The 23,462-nt window shown below is 60.7% G+C and carries 18 protein-coding genes; 6 read left to right on the top strand and 12 right to left on the bottom strand.

The window, feature by feature from the left end; genetic code table 11:
• Nucleotides 1–7: 7 nt before the first annotated feature.
• The 8 genes from GSR16_RS08955 to GSR16_RS08990 form a co-directional block, all read right to left on the bottom strand.
• Nucleotides 8–658, bottom strand: a complete 651-nt coding sequence (locus GSR16_RS08955) for a LysE family translocator (protein WP_159876560.1) — start codon at nt 656–658, stop codon at nt 8–10.
• A gap of 66 nt (nt 659–724) precedes the next feature.
• Entirely contained in the window at nt 725–1,480 is a 756-nt protein-coding gene (locus GSR16_RS08960; protein WP_159876563.1) for an AraC family transcriptional regulator, read from the bottom strand.
• 99 nt (nt 1,481–1,579) lie between these two features.
• Entirely contained in the window at nt 1,580–3,109 is a 1,530-nt protein-coding gene (locus GSR16_RS08965) for a catalase (RefSeq protein WP_159876565.1), read from the bottom strand.
• A 257-nt stretch (nt 3,110–3,366) separates the two neighbouring features.
• Nucleotides 3,367–4,182, bottom strand: a complete 816-nt coding sequence (locus GSR16_RS08970; protein ID WP_159876567.1) for an alkaline phosphatase family protein — start codon at nt 4,180–4,182, stop codon at nt 3,367–3,369.
• Between the two features lie 87 nt (nt 4,183–4,269).
• On the bottom strand, nt 4,270–5,352 hold the full coding sequence (locus GSR16_RS08975) for an HD domain-containing phosphohydrolase (RefSeq protein ID WP_159876569.1): 1,083 nt from the start codon (nt 5,350–5,352) through the stop codon (nt 4,270–4,272).
• Nucleotides 5,353–5,444: 92 nt separating this feature from the next.
• The gene (locus GSR16_RS08980; RefSeq protein WP_159876572.1) at nt 5,445–6,494 is read right to left on the bottom strand and encodes an RNA methyltransferase; all 1,050 of its coding nucleotides are present in this window, start codon (nt 6,492–6,494) and stop codon (nt 5,445–5,447) included.
• A gap of 451 nt (nt 6,495–6,945) precedes the next feature.
• Nucleotides 6,946–7,575, bottom strand: a complete 630-nt coding sequence (locus GSR16_RS08985; protein WP_159876574.1) for a response regulator — start codon at nt 7,573–7,575, stop codon at nt 6,946–6,948.
• Nucleotides 7,572–9,974, bottom strand: a complete 2,403-nt coding sequence (locus GSR16_RS08990; protein ID WP_205677531.1) for a PAS domain-containing sensor histidine kinase — start codon at nt 9,972–9,974, stop codon at nt 7,572–7,574. Before GSR16_RS08990 ends, GSR16_RS08985 begins: the two co-directional genes overlap by 4 nt.
• A gap of 243 nt (nt 9,975–10,217) precedes the next feature.
• Here GSR16_RS08990 and GSR16_RS08995 point away from each other — a divergent pair, with 243 nt between their 5' ends.
• Genes GSR16_RS08995 through GSR16_RS09005 form a run of 3 tightly spaced genes read left to right on the top strand, consistent with a single transcriptional unit; the run spans nt 10,218 to nt 14,799 of the window.
• Nucleotides 10,218–11,441 carry an efflux RND transporter periplasmic adaptor subunit gene (locus GSR16_RS08995; RefSeq protein ID WP_159876577.1) on the top strand — a complete coding sequence of 408 codons (1,224 nt, stop codon included), beginning with the start codon at nt 10,218–10,220 and terminating at the stop codon, nt 11,439–11,441.
• A gap of 3 nt (nt 11,442–11,444) precedes the next feature.
• The gene (locus tag GSR16_RS09000) at nt 11,445–13,394 is read left to right on the top strand and encodes a MacB family efflux pump subunit (protein ID WP_159876579.1); all 1,950 of its coding nucleotides are present in this window, start codon (nt 11,445–11,447) and stop codon (nt 13,392–13,394) included.
• Between the two features lie 22 nt (nt 13,395–13,416).
• On the top strand, nt 13,417–14,799 hold the full coding sequence (locus GSR16_RS09005; protein WP_159876581.1) for an efflux transporter outer membrane subunit: 1,383 nt from the start codon (nt 13,417–13,419) through the stop codon (nt 14,797–14,799).
• Between the two features lie 101 nt (nt 14,800–14,900).
• Here GSR16_RS09005 and GSR16_RS09010 read toward each other — a convergent pair whose 3' ends face one another.
• The 3 genes from GSR16_RS09010 to GSR16_RS09020 are packed head-to-tail and all read right to left on the bottom strand — an operon-like array spanning nt 14,901 to nt 19,051.
• Nucleotides 14,901–16,439, bottom strand: coding sequence for a DHA2 family efflux MFS transporter permease subunit (locus GSR16_RS09010; RefSeq protein WP_159876584.1), 1,539 nt, complete (start codon nt 16,437–16,439; stop codon nt 14,901–14,903).
• A gap of 6 nt (nt 16,440–16,445) precedes the next feature.
• A complete protein-coding gene (locus GSR16_RS09015) occupies nt 16,446–17,594 on the bottom strand; it encodes an HlyD family efflux transporter periplasmic adaptor subunit (protein ID WP_159876586.1) in 1,149 nt (382 codons plus the stop codon).
• Between the two features lie 35 nt (nt 17,595–17,629).
• The gene (locus tag GSR16_RS09020) at nt 17,630–19,051 is read right to left on the bottom strand and encodes an efflux transporter outer membrane subunit (protein ID WP_205677532.1); all 1,422 of its coding nucleotides are present in this window, start codon (nt 19,049–19,051) and stop codon (nt 17,630–17,632) included.
• 120 nt (nt 19,052–19,171) lie between these two features.
• Between GSR16_RS09020 and GSR16_RS09025 the strand changes: the two genes are divergently transcribed.
• Entirely contained in the window at nt 19,172–19,771 is a 600-nt protein-coding gene (locus GSR16_RS09025; protein ID WP_159876591.1) for a TetR/AcrR family transcriptional regulator, read from the top strand.
• Nucleotides 19,772–19,840: 69 nt separating this feature from the next.
• Here the strand turns inward: GSR16_RS09025 and GSR16_RS09030 are convergent, their stop codons facing one another.
• Nucleotides 19,841–20,488, bottom strand: coding sequence for a GntR family transcriptional regulator (locus tag GSR16_RS09030; protein WP_159876593.1), 648 nt, complete (start codon nt 20,486–20,488; stop codon nt 19,841–19,843).
• A 226-nt stretch (nt 20,489–20,714) separates the two neighbouring features.
• On the opposite strand from GSR16_RS09030, the gene GSR16_RS09035 reads away from it, so the two are divergent.
• Together GSR16_RS09035 and GSR16_RS09040 are read left to right on the top strand one after the other, a co-directional pair.
• A complete protein-coding gene (locus GSR16_RS09035) occupies nt 20,715–22,052 on the top strand; it encodes a glutamine synthetase family protein (RefSeq protein ID WP_159876595.1) in 1,338 nt (445 codons plus the stop codon).
• 47 nt (nt 22,053–22,099) lie between these two features.
• The gene (locus GSR16_RS09040; RefSeq protein WP_159876597.1) at nt 22,100–23,458 is read left to right on the top strand and encodes an aspartate aminotransferase family protein; all 1,359 of its coding nucleotides are present in this window, start codon (nt 22,100–22,102) and stop codon (nt 23,456–23,458) included.
• The last annotated feature ends 4 nt before the right edge of the window (nt 23,459–23,462 follow it).

The following is a 23,462-nucleotide window of genomic DNA, read 5'->3' on the forward strand; positions in this document are numbered from 1 at the left end:
CGCGCTATTACAGCAGGGTCTGGTAGCCATTGACGATAACGCCCAGCGCCAGATAGACAAACAGCGCGGCAGAGGCGGCGTTGCAGTACAGCAGCAGGCGATGGCCGACCAGTTTCTGGCCGTGGCTGGCCAGCCAGGCCAGAAAGGACGACCACACCAGCCCGCCCAGAAAAAAGCCGGACAGGAAGATGCTGGCCGATAGCGAGCTGCCGTCGGTGGACTGGGCAATGATGCTGCCACCCACTGCGGCGAACCACAGCAAGGAAGAGGGTGAGGCCAGCGCCATCAGCAGGCCGCGCCAGAATTCCGCCTGGCTGCTGCGCGCGCTGACTGCATCGTTGCCGGTAAGCGCCTGGCTGCTGGGTTGATGAAACTCCCGCCAGGCTGCACGTGCCATCTTCCACGCCAGCCACAGCAGTACGGCACCACCACCCAGCCACATCACCCAGCGCACCGGAGTAAAACTGAACAGCAGGGTCATGCCCAGCAAGGACAGCAGTGCATAGAACAGGTCGCCAAAGCAGGAGCCCAGCCCCATCAGCAGTGCCGATCGCAGGCCCTTGCGCAGGCCGGTATTGATCAGCGCGGCATTGACGATGCCGATGTCCAGGCACAGGGAAATGGACAGTAAAAAACCCTTGGTGGCGATGGCCAGCATGACAGCGAATCCGTAGATGCTAAGAAAACAGCCCCGATGATACGGGGCGGAATGGCAGGCGTCTTGTCAAAAATTGATCTGGCGATAGCGGCCGGGTGACATGCCGCAAAAGCGGCTGAAGGCTTTGCTGAAGTGTGCCTGGTCGGCAAAGCCGGTAGCCAGCGCCACTTCGATAATCGGCTGGCCGCTACGCAGCATGCGGCGTGCGGCGGCCATGCGCTGTTGCATCTGCCAGGCCAGTGGCGGCAAGCCGGTGGCCTGCTGGAAGCGCCGCACCAGATGCGCCGGTGTTACGCCGGCTTCCTGCGCCAGCTGTTCCAGTGTCACGGGCTGGGCCAGATCATCCAGCAGCTGCTGGCGTGACCGTTGCAGCAGCGGACTGTCCTGCCGGCAGTGGCGTGGTGAAGTGTGGCCGCCCTGTGTCAGCAACTGCCCCAGCAAGTGGATGACGGCTTCTGCGCGCAAGCTGGTTTCCAGTTGGGCGATGTGTTTCAGGCGGATGGCAAACTCCGGCTGCGCCAGATGGCTGGGCAGGTCGGGCGGGGTGCAGTCAAACAGTGTGGGAAAGGCTGCGGGAGCGACATACAGCGATAGACATTCCCAGCCGCTGCCGCTCAGGCTGTGGCTGGCCTGTACCGCTTGTGGCGGGTAGATGGTGAGCATGTCCGGGCTGACAGTAAACGATTTTCCATCCAGCCATACCTCTTCCAGTCCGCCTAGATTGGCGCTGATGACGAATTCGTCGTGGGTGTGACGGGGAAAACCCTGGGCGCTGGCGCTAAGGCGTGCCAGTTCCAGCAGCGGAGTGCGAAGCAGGATCATGCTGCGACTATAGCCATGTCATGGCATGGCTGCCAGCGGTGTGTTGTCCACCGGCAGCCGGTTTATCCCTACTTGCCCGCCGGGGTGGGCAAGGCTGGCTTAGTCGTGCAGCTGGGCGGCCAGTTTGGCAACCTCTGCCACATTGGCATTCAGTACCTTGCTGATGGCCTGGCCGTAGCCGCTGTCTGCCTTATAGAAGTAGGACAGCATGGTATAGCGTGTGGTCTCGTTACGTACCTGGCCCAGGTCGGCGGCGAGGTTGGCAATCAGCCTGGTCTGTTCGCTCTTGCTCAGGCTGCGATAGTAAGCCCCGGCCTGATGGAAGTTCTGCGTTTTGGCAATGCCAGCCTGCTGGGTAGTGCCGGCCAGCGGCAACTGGCTGGCACGTGCACTGGCGTCCTGCTGCAGCAGGGCAAGGCGGGAAGGTTCGTAATTGACGCTGCCACTGCGGTGGCCCCCATTCATGGCACCGTCCTGATTATTGTTGTCTACCTTTGCCAGTGGGCGATTCACCGGCAGTTGCAGGCCATTTGTCCCCACCCGGTGCAGCTGGGTGTCGGCATAGGCAAAAATGCGGCCCTGCAGCAGGCGGTCTTCGGATGGTTCGATGCCCGCTACCAGGTTGGACGGGGCAAAAGCGCTTTGCTCGGTTTCCTGGAAGACATTCTCCGGCAGGCGGTTGAGCGTCATGGTGCCGATCTTGCGCTCGGGGACGCCGGGCCAGATCTTGGTGGCGTCCAGCGGGTTGTAGTCGAGTTTTGCCATGTCCTCTGGCTGCATCACCTGGATGTACAGGTCCCATTGCGGGTATTGCTTGTGCTGGATGGCATCCATCAACGAACGGCTGGCATGGTTGAAATCCTGTGCCTGTATCGCGGCGGCCTGCTGCATGGTGAGATTGTGCTGGCCCTGGCGACTGGCCCAGTGGAATTTCACGTACACGTATTTGCCCTGGGCATTCACCAGCTTCCAGGCGTGCACGCTATTGCCGTCCATGTACTGATAGCCCTTGGGGATGCCGTAGTCCGAATACAGCCGGGTAAGCATGTGGGTGGCTTCCGGCTGGTGGGAGAAAAAGTCGAAAAAGCGGTTCGGATCTTGCAGGTTGGTATTCGGCGCAGGCTTGAGCGCGTGCACCATATCCGGAAATTTCATGGCATCCCGAATGAAGAATACCGGCAGATTATTGCCTACAAGGTCCCAGTTGCCTTCACTGGTGTAGAACTTGGTGGCAAAGCCGCGCGGGTCACGCAGGGTTTCCGGCGAGTGCTGGCCGTGAATCACAGTAGAGAAGCGCACGAATACCGGGGTTTTGCTGCCCTTGGCGAATACCTTGGCGCGCGTCAGCGCCGAAATGTCGGCACTGGCTTCAAACGTGCCGTAAGCGCCGGCACCACGGGCGTGGACTACTCGCTCCGGTATGCGTTCGCGGTCGAAGCGCTGCAGTTTCTGGATCAGCTGCACGTCTTGCAGCAATACCGGGCCATTGGGGCCGGCAGTTTGTGAATTCTGGTTATCGCCCACCGCTGCGCCATTGTCGCGGGTAAGGGGGGCTGCGGTAGCCGACAGGCTCAGTAACAGGCTGAGGGTGCTGATACAGAGCGTCAGCGAGGATGTTTTCTGCTTCATCACGGAGGGTCCTTAAGGTAAAAAGGACCCTCAGTCTAGGGATGCAGGCAGTGGGCTTGAATTTAGAAAATCCTATGGCGAGGATGGATGCTGGCTATTAATGCAGGTGTGTCGCGCCGTGAATGAAAAGTCTATTTGATTCAGCTGCTTATTCTTTTTGTGGTGGGTGTTTTTTTGCTGTAATCGGGTTGTGTTTCCATGGCAATAGGCCAGAGCCAGTCCAAGGGATGGTTGCCATTGGACTGGTACGACAGCCCTCAGCCCTTGTTTTGCAGCAAGGCCGGATTGTCCGCCTTGGTATGCGTCAGGCCCAGCAGCGTTGCCATCAGGCCGCATAGTTGGGTCTGTTTTACCCGCGTGGTGCTGTCATGGTTGAAGCGGCTGCCCAGCAGGTATAGCGGCACCAGTCTTTCTTCTGGCAGTACGCCGCCGTGACTATGGTCGGCATTCATGCCGTGGTCGCTGGTCACCAGTACCTGATAGTCCAGTTCCAGCCAGTGCGGCAGGTAGTGGGACAGCAGCTTGTCGTTGGCGCGGGCAGCATTGCGGTAGTGCATGCTGTCGCCACCAAAGCGGTGACCGGCATCATCCACGCCCATTGGGTGGATCAGCAGGAAGTCCGGGTCGTGGCGGCGGCGCAGTAACTCACCATCGATATACAGGTGGTCGTCGGGGTAGTGATCCTGGTGGTAGAACAAACCATGCTGGATCGGCAAGGTGTCATCCTCGGTCAGCCGGTCGCGCACTGCATCATAGGGTGAGCGGTTATACAGCTCGCTGACCCAGTGATAGGCGGCGGCAGCGGTGCGCAGGCCGGCGGCCTGGGCCAGGGAAAAGATGCTGGACTGGCTGGATAGTCGCACTACATCGTTGTGGACTACACCGCTATCCACCGGCGGCGTGCCCGTGAGTATGCATTCATACAGCGGGCGCGACAGCGAGGGCAGCTCGCAGCGCAGCTGGTGCAGGCTGGCCTGTCCGGCTTCGCACATGGCTTGCAGATAGCCCATGCAGTCCTGGCCGGCTTGCCAGCCAAGGCCGTCCACCACCACCAGAATCACCTTGCTGCGCATCTTGTCTCCCCAATATTGCAGTCTGAATATCGTCTGTCAGTGTGCCATGACTTGATGACAGGCTGGTGATGAGATCAGGGCCTGTGTTCAGCAGCTTTCTTCGGCGTAGCGGCTCTGAATGGATTCAATTTCCGGCACGATGCGCAAAAAGGTTTCCACCAGATGTGGGTCGAAGTGATGGCCACTTTCCTGTTGCAGGAAATCCAGAGCGGCTTGCTGGGTCCAGGCCGGCTTGTAGGGGCGAGCTGATACCAGGGCGTCGTAGACATCGCAGATGGCGGCAATACGGCCTTCCAGCGGAATTTCCTCGCCGCACAAGCCGGCCGGGTAGCCGCTGCCATCCCACTTTTCGTGGTGGGTAAGGGCAATGCGCCGTGCCATGCGGATAACCAGGGCCGGGTGCTCCGGGATGATGGTGCCGCCAATACGCGGGTGTTCACGCATGATCTGGTATTCCGCTTCATCCAGTCGGCCAGGTTTGAGCAGTATGCGATCCGGCACGCCGATCTTGCCGACATCATGCAAGGGGCTGGCCATGCGCAGTGCATGGGCCCAGGTGGCATCCTTGCCCAATGCCAGCGCCATCTGCTCGCACATCTTGCTCATGCGGGTGATGTGCTTGCCGGTTTCGTTGTCACGGTACTCCCCGGCGCGTGCCAGGCTGAGGGTGACTTCCTGCGCCATGTCTTCCAGTGCATTGAGCAGGGTGTCGTAATAGGCATAGGTGGCCAGGCCCATGTCCAGAAATATTGCACGGTTGATGGCGGTCAGGTAGCGGGTGCGGGTGGCATTGTCATCCAGCAGCTGGCTTAACAGCGCCACCACCTGATTGAGCACGACGACATAGGCACCGGAATAAAAGCGCAAATCCACGCCCAGGCGCTGGTGGGTGCGGCCGATGGCCAGCGTGGCTTCCAGATAGGCCTGGTTGAAGTTGCCGGCGAATACGTGCTCCTGCCAATGGTGTTTTTGATGGGCGCGAGCCCGTTGCAGAGCGGCTGCATCGGTAAAGGTGGCACTGGCGGCGGCATTGGCGTGGATATAGGCGTATACCGCATCCATCAGCGTATCCATGTGCGGGCGGATCAGCCCGGAGAATTCCTGCAGAGTGTTGATGCTTTCGGCATCGATATCGAGAAAGTCACGCCATTGTTCAAAGCGAAGCCGCACGCTGATTCTTTCTAGCTGTCAGGGTTGGCCGGATATTGTCCGGCAAATAACCATTCTAGCAAAAAGGCCAAATATGATGTCAACGTAATCCGCTATGACTGGATGCCAGTCTTGCGGCGCAGCCGGCTCAGATCAATGCTGTCGGCGGCACGGGCACGCAACTGGCCACAGCCGCCGTCGATGTCCTGTCCGGCGGAATCGCGGATCTTGGTCAGTACACCGTTTGCATGCAGATAATGCTTCATGTACTGGATGTATTCGGCATCCGGGCGCTGGAAGCTGTCGCCTTCCATGCTGTTGTAGGGAATCAGGTTCAATACGCCGTACTTGCCCTTGAGCAGGGCGATGGCGGCATCCATCTCCTGCTGGCTGTCGTTGATGCCCTTGAGCAGTGTCCACTGGTACTGGATGGGGTAGCCCACCTGGCGGGCATAGCGCTCGCCCATGCTTACCAGTTCCTCGGGGCTGATGCGTGGTGCACGCGGTAGCAGGCTGGCGCGCAAGTCGGCCCGCGTGGTGTGTAGCGACAGCGCCAGTGCCGGTTTAACCTGCATGGCCGGCAGGCGTTCGAATACGCGCGGGTCACCCACGGTGGAAAACACCAGATTCTTGTGCGCGATATTGCCCTCGCGCCCGAGAAAGTCGATGGCTTCCAGCACATTGTCCAGATTGTGGGCCGGTTCGCCCATGCCCATGAACACAACCTTTTTTACGGGGCGAATACGCCGAGCCAGCACCACCTGCGCCACGATCTCGGCACTACCCAGCTGGCGCAACAGGCCGGATTTGCCGGTCATGCAGAAGGTGCAGCCCACGGCACAGCCTACCTGGCTGGAAATGCACAGGCCGTCGCGTGGCAGCAGCACGCTTTCCACCATCTGGCCGTCGGCCAGCTCCACCAGCAGGCGTTGCGAGGCGTCCGCTGCCTCGTGCCGGGTGTGGATGCGCGCCAGTGCTTCCAGCTGCTGGCTGAGGGCAGGCAGGCCCTGACGCACGGTCAGCGGAAAATAGTCCTGGCTTTGCTGATGACGGGTGCCGTGATCCAGCGCCAGGCCTTGCAGCCAGGCGCGGTTGATACGGCCGATGTGGCAGGGACGGGCGCCGAGGCTGGCCAGGGCTTGGTGAAAATCCTGAATGCGCATGAAAACGGATAAGGCGGGCGGCAGTGGAAAGCCGGCTAGGGTAGCGCAATGCGCCATGGCTTGTAAGCGGAAATGTTTAAAAACTGGTGCTGGTGTGACTGATCTATCAGACTGGTTACTGCTCAAGCCCACAAGAACAGAATGAACAGCGTTGCCTTGATTTTGTTTGGATAAAAAATGGCAGCCTAAGTAATTGAAATTTAATGATTATGGAGATTTTGCGATGAAAAAAACCATTCTTCTTGCCATGCTTTTGTCTGCACTGAGTTCAGTTTCATTGGCTTCGTGCTTTGTTGTCGGGCCGCAGCCTCCTTGTGGTGATTTTGTAGTAGGTCCGAGCGATCCCTGCTGCTAATTGTCGTAGCAGAGTGTGTTGTGGTGAAAAAACCGCCTGGTTGGCGGTTTTTTCATTTACTGCGCAAGGTAGTGCTCAGCCTCCAGATCGCACAGCTCAGATCAGCTTGTGGTCGATGGCGTAGCGCACCATGTCGGCCACCGAGTGTGCTTGCAGCTTCTGCATCAGCCGCACTTTATGGGTGCTGACTGTCTTGGCGCTGATGTTGAGCTGCTGGGCAATTTCGTTGACGTTGGTGCCGTGCACCAGCCGCTCGAACACCTGGTATTCGCGTTCGGACAGCTGGGTGTGCGCCGGGCGCGAGTCGGTCAGGCCCACTTCGAACACCATGCGGTCGGCCAGTTGCGGGTCGATATAGCGTCCGCCACCAGCGACTTTGCGTATGGCGGTCAGCAGCAGTGCCGGGTCGCTGTCCTTGGTGCTGTAACCGGCGGCACCGGCCTTGAGGGCACGGGCGGCAATCTGTACTTCGTCGTGCATGGACAACATCAGGATGGCAGGCGGATTGTCCAGCGCCCGGATGCGCGGAATGGTTTCCAGCCCGTTGGTGCCGGGCATGGAAATATCCAGTAACAGGACATCCGCACTGATCTGGCGCAGCTGTTCCAGTAACTGGGTGCCATTGGTGGCTTCTCCCACCACGCTGATGTCTTCGGCCAGCGAGATCAGCTGCTTGATGCCCTCGCGGACGATTTTATGGTCTTCGGCAATGATGACGCGAATCATGCGACTTCCCTTCCTTCTTCTACCGGCAGGCGGATGGTCAGGGTGCAGCCCTGTTCCGGTTGGCTGTCGATATCCAGTTTGCCGCCCAGCAACAGCACCCGTTCGCGGATGCCTACCAGGCCGAAGGAGCGCAGCTGGCGATGGGCTTGCGGGTCGAAACCCTTGCCATCGTCGGCAATGCTCAGAGTGATGATGCCCTGCTGACAGGTAAGGCCAACGCTGACGGTGCTGGCTTCGGCATGGCGCAGCACATTGGTCAGCGCTTCCTGCAGAATGCGGAACACGCCGATGGCACGGGCATCGCTCAGCGCAATGGGGCTGTCCGGTACCGATACCAGGCAGGGAATGCCGCTGCGCTTTTCAAAACGGCGTGCCTGCCATTCAATGGCCGAGCCGATACCGGCATCCAGCACTGGCGGGCGCAGTGCGGTGGCGACATCGCGCACGATCTGGAAAGTCTGCTCGATCAGCTTTTTCATGGCTTGCAGGCGCTCGGCCAGCTTGCTGTCGCTCTGGCCGAAGCTCAGCTCGCACATGGAGGTTTCCAGCCGCAGTACGGTAAGAATCTGGCCCAGTTCATCATGGACTTCGCGGGCGATGCGGGCTTTTTCTTCTTCTCTTACCGATTCCAGGTGGCCGGACAGACTGCGCAGCAAGCCGCGCGATTCGGCCAGCTGCAATTCATTGTGCTTGTTTTCCGAGATGTCCCAGACAATGCCGTCCCACACCACGTGGCCATCGTCAAAACAGCGCACCGCTGCCTTGATGTCCACCCAGCGCATGTCACCGCCGTGGTGCAGCATGCGGCCCTGCCAGGCCAGGTTGTGGTTGTTGTCGGCGGCATCCTGCCAGGCTTGCTGGTAGCTGCTGCGGTCCTCGCTGGCCACCACGTCCAGCCAACCTTCCGGCATGCATATCAGGTCCAGCGGGCTGTAGCCCAGCATGGTCTGGCTGGCGTCACTGACAAAGGCCAGCCGTACCGGGTGCTGCGCTGCCGGGCGTTCCAGCCGGAATACCATGCCCGGCACATTGCTGGCCATGCCCTTGAAGCGGGCTTCGCTTTCTTCCAGCGCGGCCCTGGCCTTTTGCCGTTCGGTAATGTCATTGAGGTAAACCACCAGGTATTCGGTACGGCCAAACTTGAGGAAACTCAGGGTGACGCCTACTGGCAGAAACTGGCCGTCGGCTTTCAGGCTGCTGGTTTCAAAGCTGCTCAGCGCCTTGCTGCTGCGCAGCTGGTTCCACAGGTCCAGCCAGCGGTTGTTGTCCAGCGAGGGTTGTAATTCCGGCAGTGACAAGCTGAGCAATTGTTCGGCCGGGTAGCCCAGCATGCTTTCCACTGCGCGGTTGGCATACTGGATGCGGCCATCCCAGTTCACCCACAGGATGCCCACGGTGCTGTTGTCGATGGAGAACTGTGTCAGCCGCAGCGATTCTTCTGCCAGATCACGTGCTTCCAGCTCGAGTCTGGCGGCGAGCAAGCGCTTTTCCGCCCAGCGGCGTTGCTGCCGCTGGTGGCCAAACAGGCCGGCCAGCAGCAACGTGGCCAGCAGCAGGGCTAGTGTCATGCGGTGCCAGAAGCCCAGCGAGTCGATCAGCCGGGGATAGCTGGGCAGCATCCAGTGCGCATATAGCTGTTCCATGCGGATGCCGGGGATGTCCTGCAGTTGGCGGTCCAGTACGGCAGGTAGCTCGGGCCAGTCACGCCGTACGGCGATGCGCAGCAGATGGGTGTAGCCCAGATCACCCACCACGGCCAGGCGCGAGAATTCCGGTTCCTTGAGCAGGGTGGCCAGTTGGGCTTCGTCGACAATGGCGTATTCAGCGTACTGCTGCTGCACGGTTTGCAGGGCGGTGCGGTCGTTGGCCACTTCCACCCGTGGCAGCTCGGGATAATTGCGGCGGACAAAGCGCAGGGCGTCGCTATTGCCATCCAGCGCCAGCCGTTCGCTCAGTGACAGCCGGTCCAGATCCACCGCATTACCGCTGCCATCCGGGAAGCCGACGATCTTGTGTGGCACGCGCAGATAGGGTTGGGAAAACAGCCAGTGGCGCAAGCTGGCCGGGGTCTGCAGCATCCCGGGCGAGATGTCCACTTCCGCATTTTCCACCGCTTTGTCCAGTGCTTGCCGGGTGGCAAAGGTACGCCAGCTCAGCTGCACGTCCATCTTGTTGGCCAGCAGCAGCATCACTTCGACATCGGCCCCTTCCAGCAGGTGGCTGCGTGGATTGATCTGGGCATAGGGTGCTTGCAGCACCACGCCAACCCGCCAGTTGCGATGAGCGGCCAGCCAGTTGCGGGGTGCAGGGTTCGCCGCCATGGCCAGCGTGCAGAACAGGCTTGCCAGCAGGGCTGTCAGGGAGAAAAGCAGAAATCGGTGGCGAAGGGCCGGCTGCATGTGAAGCCTGTATGCGATGTGGTGTTGGTAGGTCATGCCATCTCGTAGCAGGAAGCTGCTGGCATGAGTGCGGCATACTTTACCCTGTAGTGCGGGTTTTGCCAAAACAGTTGCCGGAAGTTTCCTGATACGGGCAGTTGGTGTGATTACAATTATTGACACTAATTTACATGGCATTAACCGCGACAGCCGGGGCAAACCGCAATACTTCAGCATTAAAACAGAAACAGTCCCTGCACCTTCATGCCCCGCTTTATTTCCCTGCACCGCCGCAGCCTGCTGGTAGCTGCCGTATTGCTGCTGGCCGTTGCCGTATACCTACTGTATCCACGTCCGCCAGCCAGTCACTATCTGACCGCCACCGTCAGCCCGATGAATCTGGAAGATACCGTGCTGGCCACCGGCACCATCAAGGCTCTGCGCGAAGTCAGTGTGGGTGCCCAGGTGTCCGGCCAGGTGAAGTCGCTCAAGGTGGTATTGGGGCAGAGCGTGAAGAAGGGCGATGTGCTGGCGGAAATCGACCCGCGCACCCAGGAGAATTCGCTGGAAGATGCCCAGGCATCGGTCAGCAGCTATCAGTCACAGCTCAAATCCAAACTGGCGGCCTTGCTGAAGGCCAAGCAGGATTTTGCCCGCCAGCAGCAGATGCTGGGCCAGCAGGCCACCTCGCAGGAAAGCTATGACAGTGCCAAGGCTGCGCTGGATGGTGCCGATGCTGACGCCCAGCAACTGCAGGCACAGTTGCAGCAGGCCCGCATCAGCCTGAAAACCGCCCAACTCAATCTGGGCTATACCCGCATCCTGGCCCCGATTGACGGGGTGGTGGTGGCCTTGCCGGTGGAAGAGGGCCAGACGGTGAATGCCAGCCAGTCCACCCCCACCATCGTCAAACTGGCGCAACTGGACACGGTGACGGTAAAGGCAGAAATATCCGAGGGTGATGTGGTCAAGGTCAAGCCCGGTCTGCCGGTGTACTTCACCATCCTGGGTGAGCCGGATCGCCGCTATCAGGCCAGCCTGCGCTCCATTGATCCCGCGCCGCAGTCCTATAGCGACTCCAGCGACAGCACCAGTACCAGCAGCACCTCTACCAGTTCTACCTCCAGCAGTTCTTCGTCCACCGCCATTTATTATTACGGCCTGTTCGACGTGCCCAATCCGCAGCACAAGCTACGTATCAATATGACGGCACAGGTTACCGTGGTGCTCAGCCAGGTGAAGGGCGTGCTGGCCATTCCGGCCAATGCACTGGGTGTGGCGGGCAAGGATGGCCGCTACGCGGTGCGGGTGTTGCAGGCGGACGGCAAGATCCAGCCGCGCCAGGTGAAGATCGGCCTGAACAATAATGTGCATGCCCAGGTGTTGTCCGGCCTGCGCGCTGGCGAACAGGTGGTGCTGGGCGAAGCCAGTGCCACGGCCAGCAGCAGTAGTGGTGGTCATAACGGCCCGCCGCCGATGGGGATGTAAGCGATGAGCATTCCCTTGCTGGCACTATCCGGCGTGTGTCGTGACTTTGCCTCTGGCGAAGATACGGTCACCGTGCTGGATAACATCAATCTGCAGATTCAGGCTGGCGAGATGGTGGCCATCATCGGCGTTTCCGGCTCTGGCAAATCCACGCTGATGAATATTCTGGGCTGTCTGGATGCGCCCAGCCGCGGCAGCTACCGCGTGGCCGGTCAACCGGTGGCGGACATGTCACCGGATCAACTGGCGCAGCTACGCCGTGAGCATTTCGGCTTCATTTTCCAGCGCTATCATCTGCTGGGCGAACTCAATGCCCTGCAAAACGTCGAGTTGCCCGCAGTTTATGCCGGCAGCCCGGCGCAAGAGCGTATTGCGCGGGCCGCCAGCCTGCTGGCACGACTGGGCCTGGCCGACCGCGCCAGCCACAAGCCCGGCCAGCTGTCCGGCGGCCAGCAGCAGCGGGTGAGTATTGCCCGCGCACTGATGAATGGCGGCAAGGTGATTCTGGCCGACGAACCTACCGGCGCACTGGACAGCGCCAGCGGCCAGCAGGTGATGGCCATCCTGCGCGAACTGCATGCCGAAGGCCACACCATCATTCTGGTGACGCACGACAGCAAGGTGGCCGAACACGCCGACCGCATCATCGAGATCGGTGACGGCAAGCTGGTGGCCGATACCCGCCGTGAATCCGTCACGCCGCCAGCGGCGCAGGCCGAGACTGCCCATCAGCCAGCGGCTACCGGCTGGCGCATGCTGCGCGAACACTTTGCTGAAGCCTTCGGCATGGCCTGGCGCGCGCTGATGGCGCACCGGCTGCGCTCCGCACTCACCATGCTGGGCATCATCATCGGCATTGCCTCGGTGGTGTCGGTAGTGGCGCTGGGGACCGGTTCCAGTCAGCGCATTCTCAGCGACATCAGCTCGCTGGGCACCAATACCATCAACATCTATCCCGGCAAGCATTTTGGCGACCGCAAGGCCGATGCCATCCACACGCTGACCCCGCGCGATGCTGCGGTGCTGGCCGAGCAGCCCTTTGTCGACAGTGTCACCCCGGAAGTCAGCGACAGCGTGACGCTGCGCTATCGCAATGTGGCGGTCACTGCGCAGGTCAAGGGCGTGGGTGAGCAGTATTTCCGCGTGCGCGGCGTATCCATGGCGCAAGGGCGTGCATTTGATGCCAGCGCCGTCAGTCAGCAGGCGCAGCAGGTGGTGATTGACGAAAACAGCCGCAAGGCCTTGTTTGCCGACGGCGACGACCCCATCGGCAAAGTCATCCTGCTGGGCAAGCTGCCCTGCCGGGTGGTGGCGGTGACGCAAACCCAGAAAAGCGCCTTCGGCACCGATGAAAACCTCAATCTATGGCTGCCCTACAGCACGGTGATGTACCGCATGCTGGGCCAGGATTACCTGAAAGCTGTCACGGTGCGGGTAAGCGATAACGTATCCACCGATGCTGCCGAACAGAGCCTGGTGGCGCTGATGACACGTCGGCACGGCACGCAGGATTTCTTTGTGATGAATACCGACAGCATCCGCCAGACCATTGCCAGCACCACCGCCACCATGACGCTGCTGGTGTCGATGATTGCGGTGATTTCACTGGTGGTGGGCGGCATTGGCGTGATGAACATCATGCTGGTATCGGTGAGCGAACGTACCCGCGAAATTGGCGTGTGCATGGCAGTGGGTGCGCGCCAGCGCGACATCATGCAGCAGTTTCTGATTGAAGCCGTGCTGGTATGCCTGCTGGGCGGCGCGCTGGGTGTGGCCTTGTCGCTGGGCCTGGGGGTGCTGGTGGCCCGCCTGGCCAGCTTCAATATGGTTTACTCACTCACCTCCATTGTGGCGGCCTTTGCCTGCTCCACCCTGGTGGGGGTGTTGTTCGGCTATCTGCCGGCACGCAATGCCGCGCGGCTGGACCCGGTAGTGGCGCTGTCCCGCGAATGAGCGCCATGCAAATGAGAATGCAATGAAAGCAAGTTTTTCCATCCTGCTTGCCAGCCTGCTGCTGGCCGGCTGCAGCAGCCTCAGCGGCACGCCTTATCACACCCCGTCAGTCAATCTGCCAACGCAATGGCAGGCGACCAGCCAGGACAAGGCCGTCGGAGTGTCCATGCCGGCCGATCAGGCGTGGTGGCAGCAGTTTGGCGATGCCGAACTGAATGCGCTGGTGGAGCATGTGCTCTCCTGCAATAACGATCTGGCCGCCGCCGCCATCAAGGTACGTCAGGCCATGCTGAAGGCGGATCTGGCGGATACCGATCTGGCACCCACGCCGTCTTTCAGCCTGTCCAGCACGGCCAACCGGCGCGTGGGCGGCGATGCCGTCAGCAGCCAGAGCCACGCCGCCACGCTGTCGGTCAGTTATGAACTGGACTTGTGGGGTAAGCTGGCGCACCAGAGCGATGCCAAGGCCTGGGAGGCGCGTGCCACGGTACAGGATATGCAAAGCAGCCGGCTCAGCCTGATCGGCAGCACCATCAAGCTGTACTGGAAACAGGCCTGGCTACGCCAGCGGCTGGCGCTGGGGCAGGCCAGCATCGATTACCAGCAACAGGCGCTGCGGCTGGTGCTGGCCAAGCAGCAGGCCGGTGCGGCGGCCGAGCTGGATGTGCTGACCGTGCGGCAAAACCTGGCCAGCCAGCAAGCCAGCCTGCACGACTACCAGCAGCAATTGGCCGAAACGCAGAATGCACTGGCGATATTGCTGGATGGTCCGCCCAAGGGAGACATCGCCTGGCGCGCCAGCCTGCCTGCGGCTGATCTGCCGGACGTGCCTGCCGGTCTGCCGGTGGCGCTGCTGGCGCGTCGTCCCGACCTGCGCGCCGCCGAATTGCGCCTGCGCGAAACACTGGCAACTGGCGATGCCACCCGTGCATCGTACTATCCCGATTTTTCCCTGACCGGCAGCCTGGGCAGCAGCAGCGCCCGGCTGGCGCAGGTGCTGAGCAATCCGCTGGCCACACTGGGCAGCGGCATCACCTTGCCATTCCTGCAGTGGCGGCAGATGAAGCTGAACAACAGCATCAGTGATGCCGACTACCAGTTGGCGGTGGTGAACTTCCGCCAGACTTTGTATTCCGCACTGGCCGATGTGGAAAACGCGCTGTCTGCCCGCAGCCAGTACCAGCAGCAGGGTGCGCGGCTAACGCAATCCGCCTTGTTGGCACAGCGGGCGGAACACCTTTACCGGCTGCGCTATCAGGCTGGTGCCGCACCGCTGAAGGACTGGCTGGATGCGCAAGAAACGCGCCGTACCGCCGAGGTAAGCCTGCTGGAAAACCGCTATAACCGGCTGGTGAATCAGGTAACGCTGTACCAGGCGCTGGGTGGCAATGCCAGTGTGCAGTAAGAGCGACCTTGCAGCAGGAATGTGGTGAGCCACCTTCAGCAAAGAGATGGAAAGAAAAAGCCCGGTGCATGCACCGGGCTTTTTGCTGAATGTCGTGCTGTTCAGTGCGCCTGACTGGTATCCGCCACGCGGCTGGGACGGGGTGCCAGCCAGATGGCGCAGGCGGCCACCACAAAGGACAGGCCGGTCAGCCAGAAAATCTGGTTGGTGGACAGCATGATGCTTTGCGACTGCAACAGCTGGTTGAGCTGATTGCTGGCTGCATCCAGGCTCATGCCGCTACCCTGCAGGGTGCGCAGGGTGTCGCCACCGGGGTCGATGCTGCCTACCAGGTCAGCATGGTTGTAGCTGGCCTTGTCTTCCCAGGCGGTAGTCACCAGCGAGGTGGCAAAAGCCCCGGACAGCGTGCGCATGAAGCTCATCAAGCCTGCCGCCGAGGCCATTTCCTCCGGCTCCACGCTGGCCATGGCCAGGCCAGTGAGCGGCACAAAGAAGAAAGGCATGCCCACGCCCTGGAACAGCAGCGGCAAGGCTACTTGCCAGAAACCCATGTCGGTAGTGGAGAAGCTGCGGTACAGGGTGACGCCACCCAGCCACATCACGCCCATGAACACCAAGGGGCGAGGATCGACACGGGTGGAAAGCTGTGCTACCAGCGGCGCCACCAGCACCGCCAGAATGCCGCTCATCGCCGTGGCATGGCCTGCTTCGGTGGCGGTGTAGCCCATATAGCTTTGCAGCCATTGCGGGGTGAGCACCGTTGCGCCAAAAAAGGAACCGAAGGCCAGTGAAATGGTAAGCACGCTGGCCCAGTAGCCGCGGTGACGGAATACCCGCAGGTTCACCACCGGGTTTTTCTCGGTCAATTCCCAGATCAGGAAGGCAGCAAAGCCGATGGCAGCGGTCACTGCCAGCGCGATGATCTCGGCGGAATTGAACCAGTCCAGGTTCTTGCCTTCATCCAGCATGATTTGCAGTGCCGCCACCCACACCACCAGCAGGCCAAGGCCGACGGCATCCACGCGGATGTTCTCGCGCAGGCTTTCCTGGCTTTTCAGCAATTGCCAGCCGGCATAGCCGCACAGCATGGTGATGGGGACGTTGATCCAGAAAATCCACGGCCAGCTCACCTGGTCACACAGCACGCCGCCCAGAATCGGCCCCATGATGGGCGCAATCAGCGTGGTCATGCTCCACAGGCCAATGGCGGCGCCGGTTTTTTCCTTGGGGAAAATCCGCAGCAGCAGGGTTTGCGACATCGGCATCAGCGGGCCGCCGGCCAGGCCTTGCAGCACGCGGAACAGCACCAGCGTTTCCAGCGAACCGGCCATGCCGCACAGCAGGGAGAACAGGCCGAACAGTACCATGGAGCCGATGAACAGCCTTACCGTGCCCAGCCGTGCCGCCAGCCAGCCGGTTAGCGGCACGGTAATGGCCTCGGCCACGGCATAAGACGTAATGACATAAGTACCCTGGCTGGAAGATACCGCCAAGCCGCCGGCAATATTGGGCACCGACACATTGGCAATGGTGGTGTCCAGCACGGCGACAAAATTGGCAGCGGCCAGCACCAAGGCAGCCAGCCACAGGGTGCTGCCTTCCAGTGGCTTGGGTGAAGCAGTAACGGAGCTGTCAGTCATGATGGCTTACTCGCTGGCGGTATCGATGGTGACTTCCATCGACAGGCCCACTTGCAAGGGATGGGCGCGCAGTTCGGCCGGGTCCAGTGCAATGCGTACCGGCAGGCGCTGTACCACCTTGATCCAGTTGCCGGTGGCGTTTTGCGCCGGGATGGTGGCAAAGGCTGCGCCAGAGCCGCCAGCCAGGCCGGCCACCTTGCCGTGGTAGGTGATGCGGCTGCCGTACAGGTCGGCGGTCAGCGTGGCCGGCTGGCCGATACGTACCTTGTCCAGCTGCACTTCCTTGAAGTTGGCATCCACGTGCGCCTGTTGCAGCGGCACCACCGACAGCAGCTGGTTACCGGCCTGCACGCGCTGGCCGACCTGAGCCTGACGCTTGGCCACCACGCCGTCCACCGGCGCGCGGATCACGGTGCGGGCCAGGTCCAGTCGCGCCTGGTCACGCTTGGCGCGCGCCAGTGCCACTTCCGGGTTGGTGTCCACCGTGGTGTTGACGGTGAGGGTCTGGTTGGCCTTGAGCGAGCCTTGTGCCGCGCGGGCATTGGCTTCGGCCTGTTTGGCGGCGGCTTCGGCTGCGGTCAGGTTGGCGCTGGCGGTGCTGAACACGTTCTGCGCATTGCTCAGCTCTTCGCCGGACACCGAACCGCTCTTGGCCAGCGCCTGACGGCGCTTGAGGTCCAGTTCGGCGCGTTGCAGGTCGGCACGGGCAGAAACCAGCTGGGCATTGCTGCGCGCCTGGTCGGCAATGCGGGCCTGCACTTGGGCCTGCAAGCCTTCGTCGCTGGCCAGATAGCCCTGCACGCGACGCTCGGCGCGCGCCAGTTCGGCTTCGGCCTGCGCCAGATTGAGGGCTGCATCCTTGTCGTCCAGCTTCACCAGGATGTCGCCGCGTTTTACCTGCTGGGTGTCCACGGCCAGCACTTCACGCACGGTGCCGCTGACTTCCGGGGTGATTTGCGCCATTTCAACGGCGACATAGGCATTGTCAGTGCTGACATGGTGGGAGGCCACCAGGGTCCAGTATGTGCCGGCACCAATGGCGGCAACGCCGACGACTACGCCAAGCAGGGCAAACAGCTTCTTGCGCTTTGCAAGGCGCAGGCTGTCGCTGTGCGGGGCATCGGAGGCGGGGAGGGCTTGGATATTTTCGCTCATGATGGTTCTCTGCAATTGTTGTATTCGACAGGGGCTCAGGCTTGCTGATAGCCGCCGCCCAGGGCTTTGATCAGGTTGACATCCAGCAGGAACAGCCGGGTTTCCAGGCTGGTGCTGCTGCGACGACTGGCAATCACGTTGTCTTCGGCATTCAGCACGTCCAGATAGCTGGCCAGACCGCCCTGATAGCGGTTCTGCATCACCTGGTAGGACTCCTCGGCGGTTTTCAGTGCCAGGCGGCGCTGTTCCAGCTGCGGCCCCAGTTCCTGTTGCTGGGCCATGACATCGGCCACCTCATGCAGGGCCTGGGTAAGGGTCTGGTTGTAGCTGGCTACGGCGGCATCGTATTCGGCGCGGGCAACACGGTAGTTGCCTTGCAGGGCGCCACCACGGAAAATCGGCAGCGAAATGGCCGGGCCGACCCCGCCGATGTCGGAACCGTTCTTGGTCAGGTAGCTCAGCCCCAGCGACTGCACGCCCAGATAGGCAGACAGATTCACATTGGGGTAAAACGCTGCGCGGGCGACATTGATGCGGCTGGCGGCGGCTTCGGCGCGCAGTCTGGCGGCGGCCAGGTCCGGGCGACGGCCCAGCAAGTCCGCCTGCAAGGTGGCGGGCAAGCCTTGCGGGTGCAGCAGGCTGGCAGCTGGGCGACGCAGGTTCATGCCGCGGTCCGGTCCGGCACCCATCAGTGCGGCAATGCTGAGCTTTTGCTGGGCAATGGCCTGACGTGCGGCGCTGAGGTCAGCGTTGGCAGTGGCTTCGCGGGACTGGGCCTGACGCAGGCTGCCCATGGTTTCCAGACCATTGTCAAAGCGTTGCTGCAGCAGCTGGGCGCTATGCTGGCGCACGCTCAGTGCCTGTTCGGCGGCATCCTGTTCGGCATACAGGCGGGCCAGTTCGGCATACGCGGCGGCAATGGCACTGGTCAGGGTCAGGCGGCTTTGTGCTGCCTCGGCCTGGGCTGCGGCCAGTTCCGAGCTGGCGGCAGCAATGGCGGAGCGGTTCTTGCCCCAGAAGTCGATTTCATAGCTGAAATCCAGTTCGACCTTGGCGGAGTTGTTGTAACCATGCGGAACAAAGGCGGCAGGAAAGCCGTTGTTATAGCTTTGCTTCATCTTGGTGACAGAGGTATTCAGGTCGAGGCTGGGCAGATTGCTGGCACCGGTCTGCTCCGCCTGACCTGCAGCCTTGGCCAGACGGGCCTCGGCGGCTGCCAGATCCGGTGACTGGCTTAACGCTTCCTGCATGATGTCGTTGAGCTGGCCGTCCTGATAGCTTTGCCACCAGTTGCTGTTCATCCAGTCAGCCGAGCTGGCTTGCAGGGTTTGCTGACTGGCCATGTCCTGCATGGTCTTGCTGCGGGGCGTGGGGCCCAGGTCCGGCACGCTGGCACAACCGGCCAGCAGCAGGCTGCCTAGCAGGGTCAGTTGTAGCAGAGTGCGCCGTGGGTGCATGCTTGATTGGGTATCCATTATTTTGACAGGGCCTTTAACTGTACTGTACGGTACGGTTATAATGTGCGGCGATGATGCCGTCAAGAAAAACCGTACAGTTCGGTACAGTTTGGAGCAAAAATGCGAACAAAAAGTGAAGAACGCCGTCAGGCAATGGTGGCAACGGCTGCGGAGTTATTCCTGCAGCGTGGTTATGAAGCGACCTCCATGGCAGAAATCTGCAGCCGGGTGGGGGGCTCCAAGGCCACTTTGTACGGTTATTTCAAGTCCAAGGAGGAGTTGTTCCTCAGCGTGATGAAAATGCTGGCCGAAGAACGCATGTCACAAGCCTATGCACGGCTGGTGCCGGGCGGGGATATTGCGGCGGCTTTGCAGGCATTCGGCGAAAACTACCTGCAGGTCATTCTGGGGCCGGACCTGATGGCCATGCGCGGCATCATCGCAGGTGAGCTGGTGCGTGCTGGCGCGGCTCAACAGTTTTTCGATGCCGGACCGAGGCAGGGCTGGAACAAGGTGGCGGTTTATCTGGAGGCGGAAATGCAGGTCGGTCGCCTGCGCCGGGCGGATGGCTGGATTGCTGCCATGCATGTGTTGTCCCTGATCCAGGCTGAATATCAGCAGACTTTCCTGATTGGTGTGGTGAGCGAGGATGATCTGAAACTGTTACAAGAGCGCGTGGCCAGGGGCGTGGAGATATTCATGGCCGGATATGGGGTGTAGCGTTTTGCTGCGCCTGACCAGAAAAAAACCGGGCTGAGGCCCGGTTTTTTCATGCTGCCAGCGTGTGGCTCAGTTGCACAGTGTTTTCAGATACTGCCCGGCATTGAACAGGTCGCGCTCGATGGCGCGACGCACGGCAGACGGGTCCTTGCGGTGCAGGGCACGCATCATGTCTTCGTGGCAGTCGTTCATGATGCTCCACACGTGCGGGTCCTGATGCAGCTGGTTGGAAATAGGGCCGACGTGCAGCCATACGCTTTCAATCAGCGACAGCAGCATGGCAGAGCCGGAGGCACGGTACAGCGTGACGTGGAAGTCTTCGTTTGCTGTCAGATAGCCTTTGACATCGTGATTGCGGATGGCTTCGTCCATGGTGGCGGTCAGCTCTTCCAGCAGCTTGAGGTCGGTGCTGCTCAGGTTGCGTGCACCTTTTTCGGCGGCTTCGCCTTCCAGCAGCATGCGCGTTTGCAGGATGTCATCAAACTGGGTGCGGCTTAGTTGCGGAACGGTGACGCCGCAATTGGGAATATTGGCCAGCGCCTTCTCTGCCACCAGACGCTGCAGTGCCGTGCGCACCGGCATTTCCCCTACCTGCATGTCCTGGGCCAGCTGTTTGATCTTGAGACGTTCACCCGGCAGCCAGCGGCCCAGCGACAGCCATTGGCGCAAGGTGGTGTAGGTTTCGTCCTGTAAGGTAGAGGAGGCGGGAGTCTTCATTGTAGGCGAGTCGTCGGTATTTGAGTTTGCCACAAGGATACCATAGCAGGGGTATTGCTGTGATGCTTCACTTTTGCGGATTTATTTGATCATAAATTGACATCAATTTTTGTGATTACTATGATTGATACCAGCTTTTGTTCCGGTATTTGCATTTTAATTCATTCGGGTTGGTGCGGTGTTGGAATGCTGGCTTTTTTGCATTTTTGATCATAAAGGAGAAATCATGCATGAGCATTTGCAGCAATTCATTCGCGAGCACAACATTCACGAGGTGGAATGCGTCATTCCGGACATGACGGGCGTGGCACGTGGCAAGATCGTGCCCAAGGATCTGTTCCTGGCAGAAGAGAGCATGAAGATGTCCAAGGCGGTACTCACCATTACCGTGAATGGCGAGTTTGCCGAATTTGAACGTTTTGTCGGGGCCAATGATCCGGACATGGTGTGTGTGCCGGACGCATCTTCCATCCGGCTGGTGCCGTGGGCCATCGAGCCGGTAGCGGTGGTGATACATGATTGCGAGGATTTCGACAGCCAGCCGGTGGGAATTTCACCGCGAGCGGTACTGCGCAAGGTGCTGGCCCTGTACGCGGCACGCGGCTGGCAGCCGGTGGTGGCGCCGGAAATGGAGTTTTACCTGATCCGGCAGAACAGCAATCCGCACGAGCCCTTGCGTCCGCCCACTGGTCGTGCTGGCCGTTCCGAAGTAGGGCGGCAGTCCTTTTCCATTGACGCCGTCAACGATTTCGACCCTTTCTTTCAGGAGCTATCCACATTCTGCCAGCAAGCCCGGCTGAATGTGGAAACGCTGATCCATGAAGTGGGTGCCTGCCAGATGGAAATCAATTTCGCCCATGGCAATGCACTGGAGCTGGCCGATCAGGTTTTCCTGTTCAAGCGCGCTGTGCGCGAAACCGCCTACCGTCACAATATCTTTGCCACCTTCATGGCTAAGCCGATGGAAGACGAACCCGGCAGTGCCATGCATATCCATCAGAGCATTGTCAGCACCGTTAGCGGCGAGAATATCTTCTCGGCGGCAGATGGCAGCGCAACACCCTTGTTCTTCCACCATATTGGCGGCATGCAGAAATACCTGCCGCTGGTGATGCCGATGCTTGCACCTTACGTCAATTCCTATCGCCGGCTCAGCCGCCATGCCGCCGCACCCATCAATGTGCGCTGGGGTTATGACAACCGCACCTGCGGCATCCGCATTCCGCCTTCCGGCCCTAATGCGCGCCGACTGGAAAACCGGGTGCCGGGGGTGGATGTGAACCCCTATCTGGCGATGGCAGCCACACTGGCCTGCGGTTATCTGGGCATGGTGCAGGGTTTGATTCCCAGCGAACCGATGGCCGACAGTGCCTACGACCTGGATTTCGAGCTGCCACGCAGTCTGGAAGACGCGGTGGTGCTGATGCAGGACAGCCCCGAGCTGGCCGAGATTCTGGGTGAGCAGTTTGTGCAGGCTTTTTGCGCGGTGAAGGAAAAGGAATTCGAAACCTTCAATCGCGGCATTACCGCCTGGGAACGCGAACACCTGCAATTGCACGTATGACATGCTGCGGGCTGCTGTCCGCACAGAACAAGATCAAGGAGAAATGGATGAGCACACGTCACGGCATCAACTGGGACAAGGCACTGCAACTGCAGGCCGCCGAGCGCGAGCGCTTTATCGCGGCGCGCCCGCAATCACAGCAACTGTCGGCCCGTGCCGACCAGCACCTGCTGTTTGGCGTGCCACTGCACTGGATGGATGACTGGTCCACCCCCTTCACCCTGTATGTGAAGCAGGCACAGGGTGCCAGTTTTGAAGATGTGGATGGCAATCTGTATGTCGACTTTTGCCTGGGCGACACCGGTGCCATGTTCGGCCACGGTCCGGCCCCGGTGGCCAGAGCGCTGGCCGAGCAGGCGCAGCGCGGGCTGACTACCATGCTGCCGTCCGAAGATGCTGTCTGGGTGGCCGAAGAGCTGGCGCGGCGCTTTGGCTTGCCGTACTGGCAGTTTGCCATGACCGCCACCGATGCCAACCGCTTCGCCCTGCGCTGGGCGCGGGCCGCCACCGGTCGTCAGCAGTTATTGGTATTCAATGGCTGCTACCACGGCACCATTGACGATGTGTTTGTTGATCTGGTGGATGGCAAGCCGGTACAGCGTGCCAGCCTGCTGGGGCAGGTGTACGACCTGACCCAATACACCCGTGTGGTGGAATTCAACGATCTGGCCGCACTGGAAGAAGCGCTGAAGGATGGTCAGGTAGCCTGCCTGCTGGCCGAGCCTGCCATGACCAATATCGGCATGGTGCTGCCGGAGCCGGGCTTCTGGGAAGCGGCACAGGCGCTATGCCGCCGCTATGGCACGCTGTTGATCATGGATGAAACCCATACCATCAGCACCGGCATGGGCGGCTATACCCGCGCTCACGGCCTGAAACCGGACATGATGGTGCTGGGCAAGCCCATGGGTGGCGGCGTGCCATGCGCAGTGTATGGTTTTTCCGCAGAAATGGCACAGCGCGCCCAGCAGGCCAAGCGCGAGGCGGTGCCTGGCCACAGCGGCATCGGCACCACCCTGACGGCCAATATGCTGGCCATGGCGGCGATGCGCGCCAATCTGGCCGAGGTGATGACCGAGCAGGCCTATGCCCACATGTTTGCCCTGGCGGAGCGGCTGGCCGATGGCCTGCGCACGGTGATTGCCCTGCACCAGCTGCCGTGGTGCGTCACCCAGGTGGGGGCGCGTACCGAGTTCCAGTTCACTGCCACGCCGCCACGTAATGGCAGCGAGGCGGATGCGATTCTGGACAGTGACATGGAGCACATCATTCATCTGTACCTGCTCAATCTCGGCCTGCTGATCACCCCATTCCACAATATGCTGCTGATTTGCCCGCAAACCACGGCGGCCGATGTCGACCGGCTGGTGGCGGTGTTTGACGATTTTGTCAGCGCGGTGCGTTAAGGCT

The organism is Aquitalea denitrificans (assembly GCF_009856625.1).
Classification (GTDB): domain Bacteria; phylum Pseudomonadota; class Gammaproteobacteria; order Burkholderiales; family Chromobacteriaceae; genus Aquitalea; species Aquitalea denitrificans.

What these genes read in the sequence shown, in the direction of transcription:
- GSR16_RS08955 (WP_159876560.1), bottom strand. Translation starts at nt 658, where the DNA reads ATGCTGGCCATCGCCACCAAGGGTTTTTTACTGTCCATTTCCCTGTGC.
- GSR16_RS08960 (WP_159876563.1), bottom strand. Translation starts at nt 1,480, where the DNA reads ATGATCCTGCTTCGCACTCCGCTGCTGGAACTGGCACGCCTTAGCGCC.
- GSR16_RS08965 (WP_159876565.1), bottom strand. Translation starts at nt 3,109, where the DNA reads ATGAAGCAGAAAACATCCTCGCTGACGCTCTGTATCAGCACCCTCAGC.
- GSR16_RS08970 (WP_159876567.1), bottom strand. Translation starts at nt 4,182, where the DNA reads ATGCGCAGCAAGGTGATTCTGGTGGTGGTGGACGGCCTTGGCTGGCAA.
- GSR16_RS08980 (WP_159876572.1), bottom strand. Translation starts at nt 6,494, where the DNA reads ATGCGCATTCAGGATTTTCACCAAGCCCTGGCCAGCCTCGGCGCCCGT.
- GSR16_RS08985 (WP_159876574.1), bottom strand. Translation starts at nt 7,575, where the DNA reads ATGATTCGCGTCATCATTGCCGAAGACCATAAAATCGTCCGCGAGGGC.
- GSR16_RS08990 (WP_205677531.1), bottom strand. Translation starts at nt 9,974, where the DNA reads ATGCAGCCGGCCCTTCGCCACCGATTTCTGCTTTTCTCCCTGACAGCC.
- GSR16_RS08995 (WP_159876577.1), top strand. Translation starts at nt 10,218, where the DNA reads ATGCCCCGCTTTATTTCCCTGCACCGCCGCAGCCTGCTGGTAGCTGCC.
- GSR16_RS09000 (WP_159876579.1), top strand. Translation starts at nt 11,445, where the DNA reads ATGAGCATTCCCTTGCTGGCACTATCCGGCGTGTGTCGTGACTTTGCC.
- GSR16_RS09005 (WP_159876581.1), top strand. Translation starts at nt 13,417, where the DNA reads ATGAAAGCAAGTTTTTCCATCCTGCTTGCCAGCCTGCTGCTGGCCGGC.
- GSR16_RS09010 (WP_159876584.1), bottom strand. Translation starts at nt 16,439, where the DNA reads ATGACTGACAGCTCCGTTACTGCTTCACCCAAGCCACTGGAAGGCAGC.
- GSR16_RS09015 (WP_159876586.1), bottom strand. Translation starts at nt 17,594, where the DNA reads ATGAGCGAAAATATCCAAGCCCTCCCCGCCTCCGATGCCCCGCACAGC.
- GSR16_RS09020 (WP_205677532.1), bottom strand. Translation starts at nt 19,051, where the DNA reads ATGCACCCACGGCGCACTCTGCTACAACTGACCCTGCTAGGCAGCCTG.
- GSR16_RS09025 (WP_159876591.1), top strand. Translation starts at nt 19,172, where the DNA reads ATGCGAACAAAAAGTGAAGAACGCCGTCAGGCAATGGTGGCAACGGCT.
- GSR16_RS09030 (WP_159876593.1), bottom strand. Translation starts at nt 20,488, where the DNA reads ATGAAGACTCCCGCCTCCTCTACCTTACAGGACGAAACCTACACCACC.
- GSR16_RS09035 (WP_159876595.1), top strand. Translation starts at nt 20,715, where the DNA reads ATGCATGAGCATTTGCAGCAATTCATTCGCGAGCACAACATTCACGAG.
- GSR16_RS09040 (WP_159876597.1), top strand. Translation starts at nt 22,100, where the DNA reads ATGAGCACACGTCACGGCATCAACTGGGACAAGGCACTGCAACTGCAG.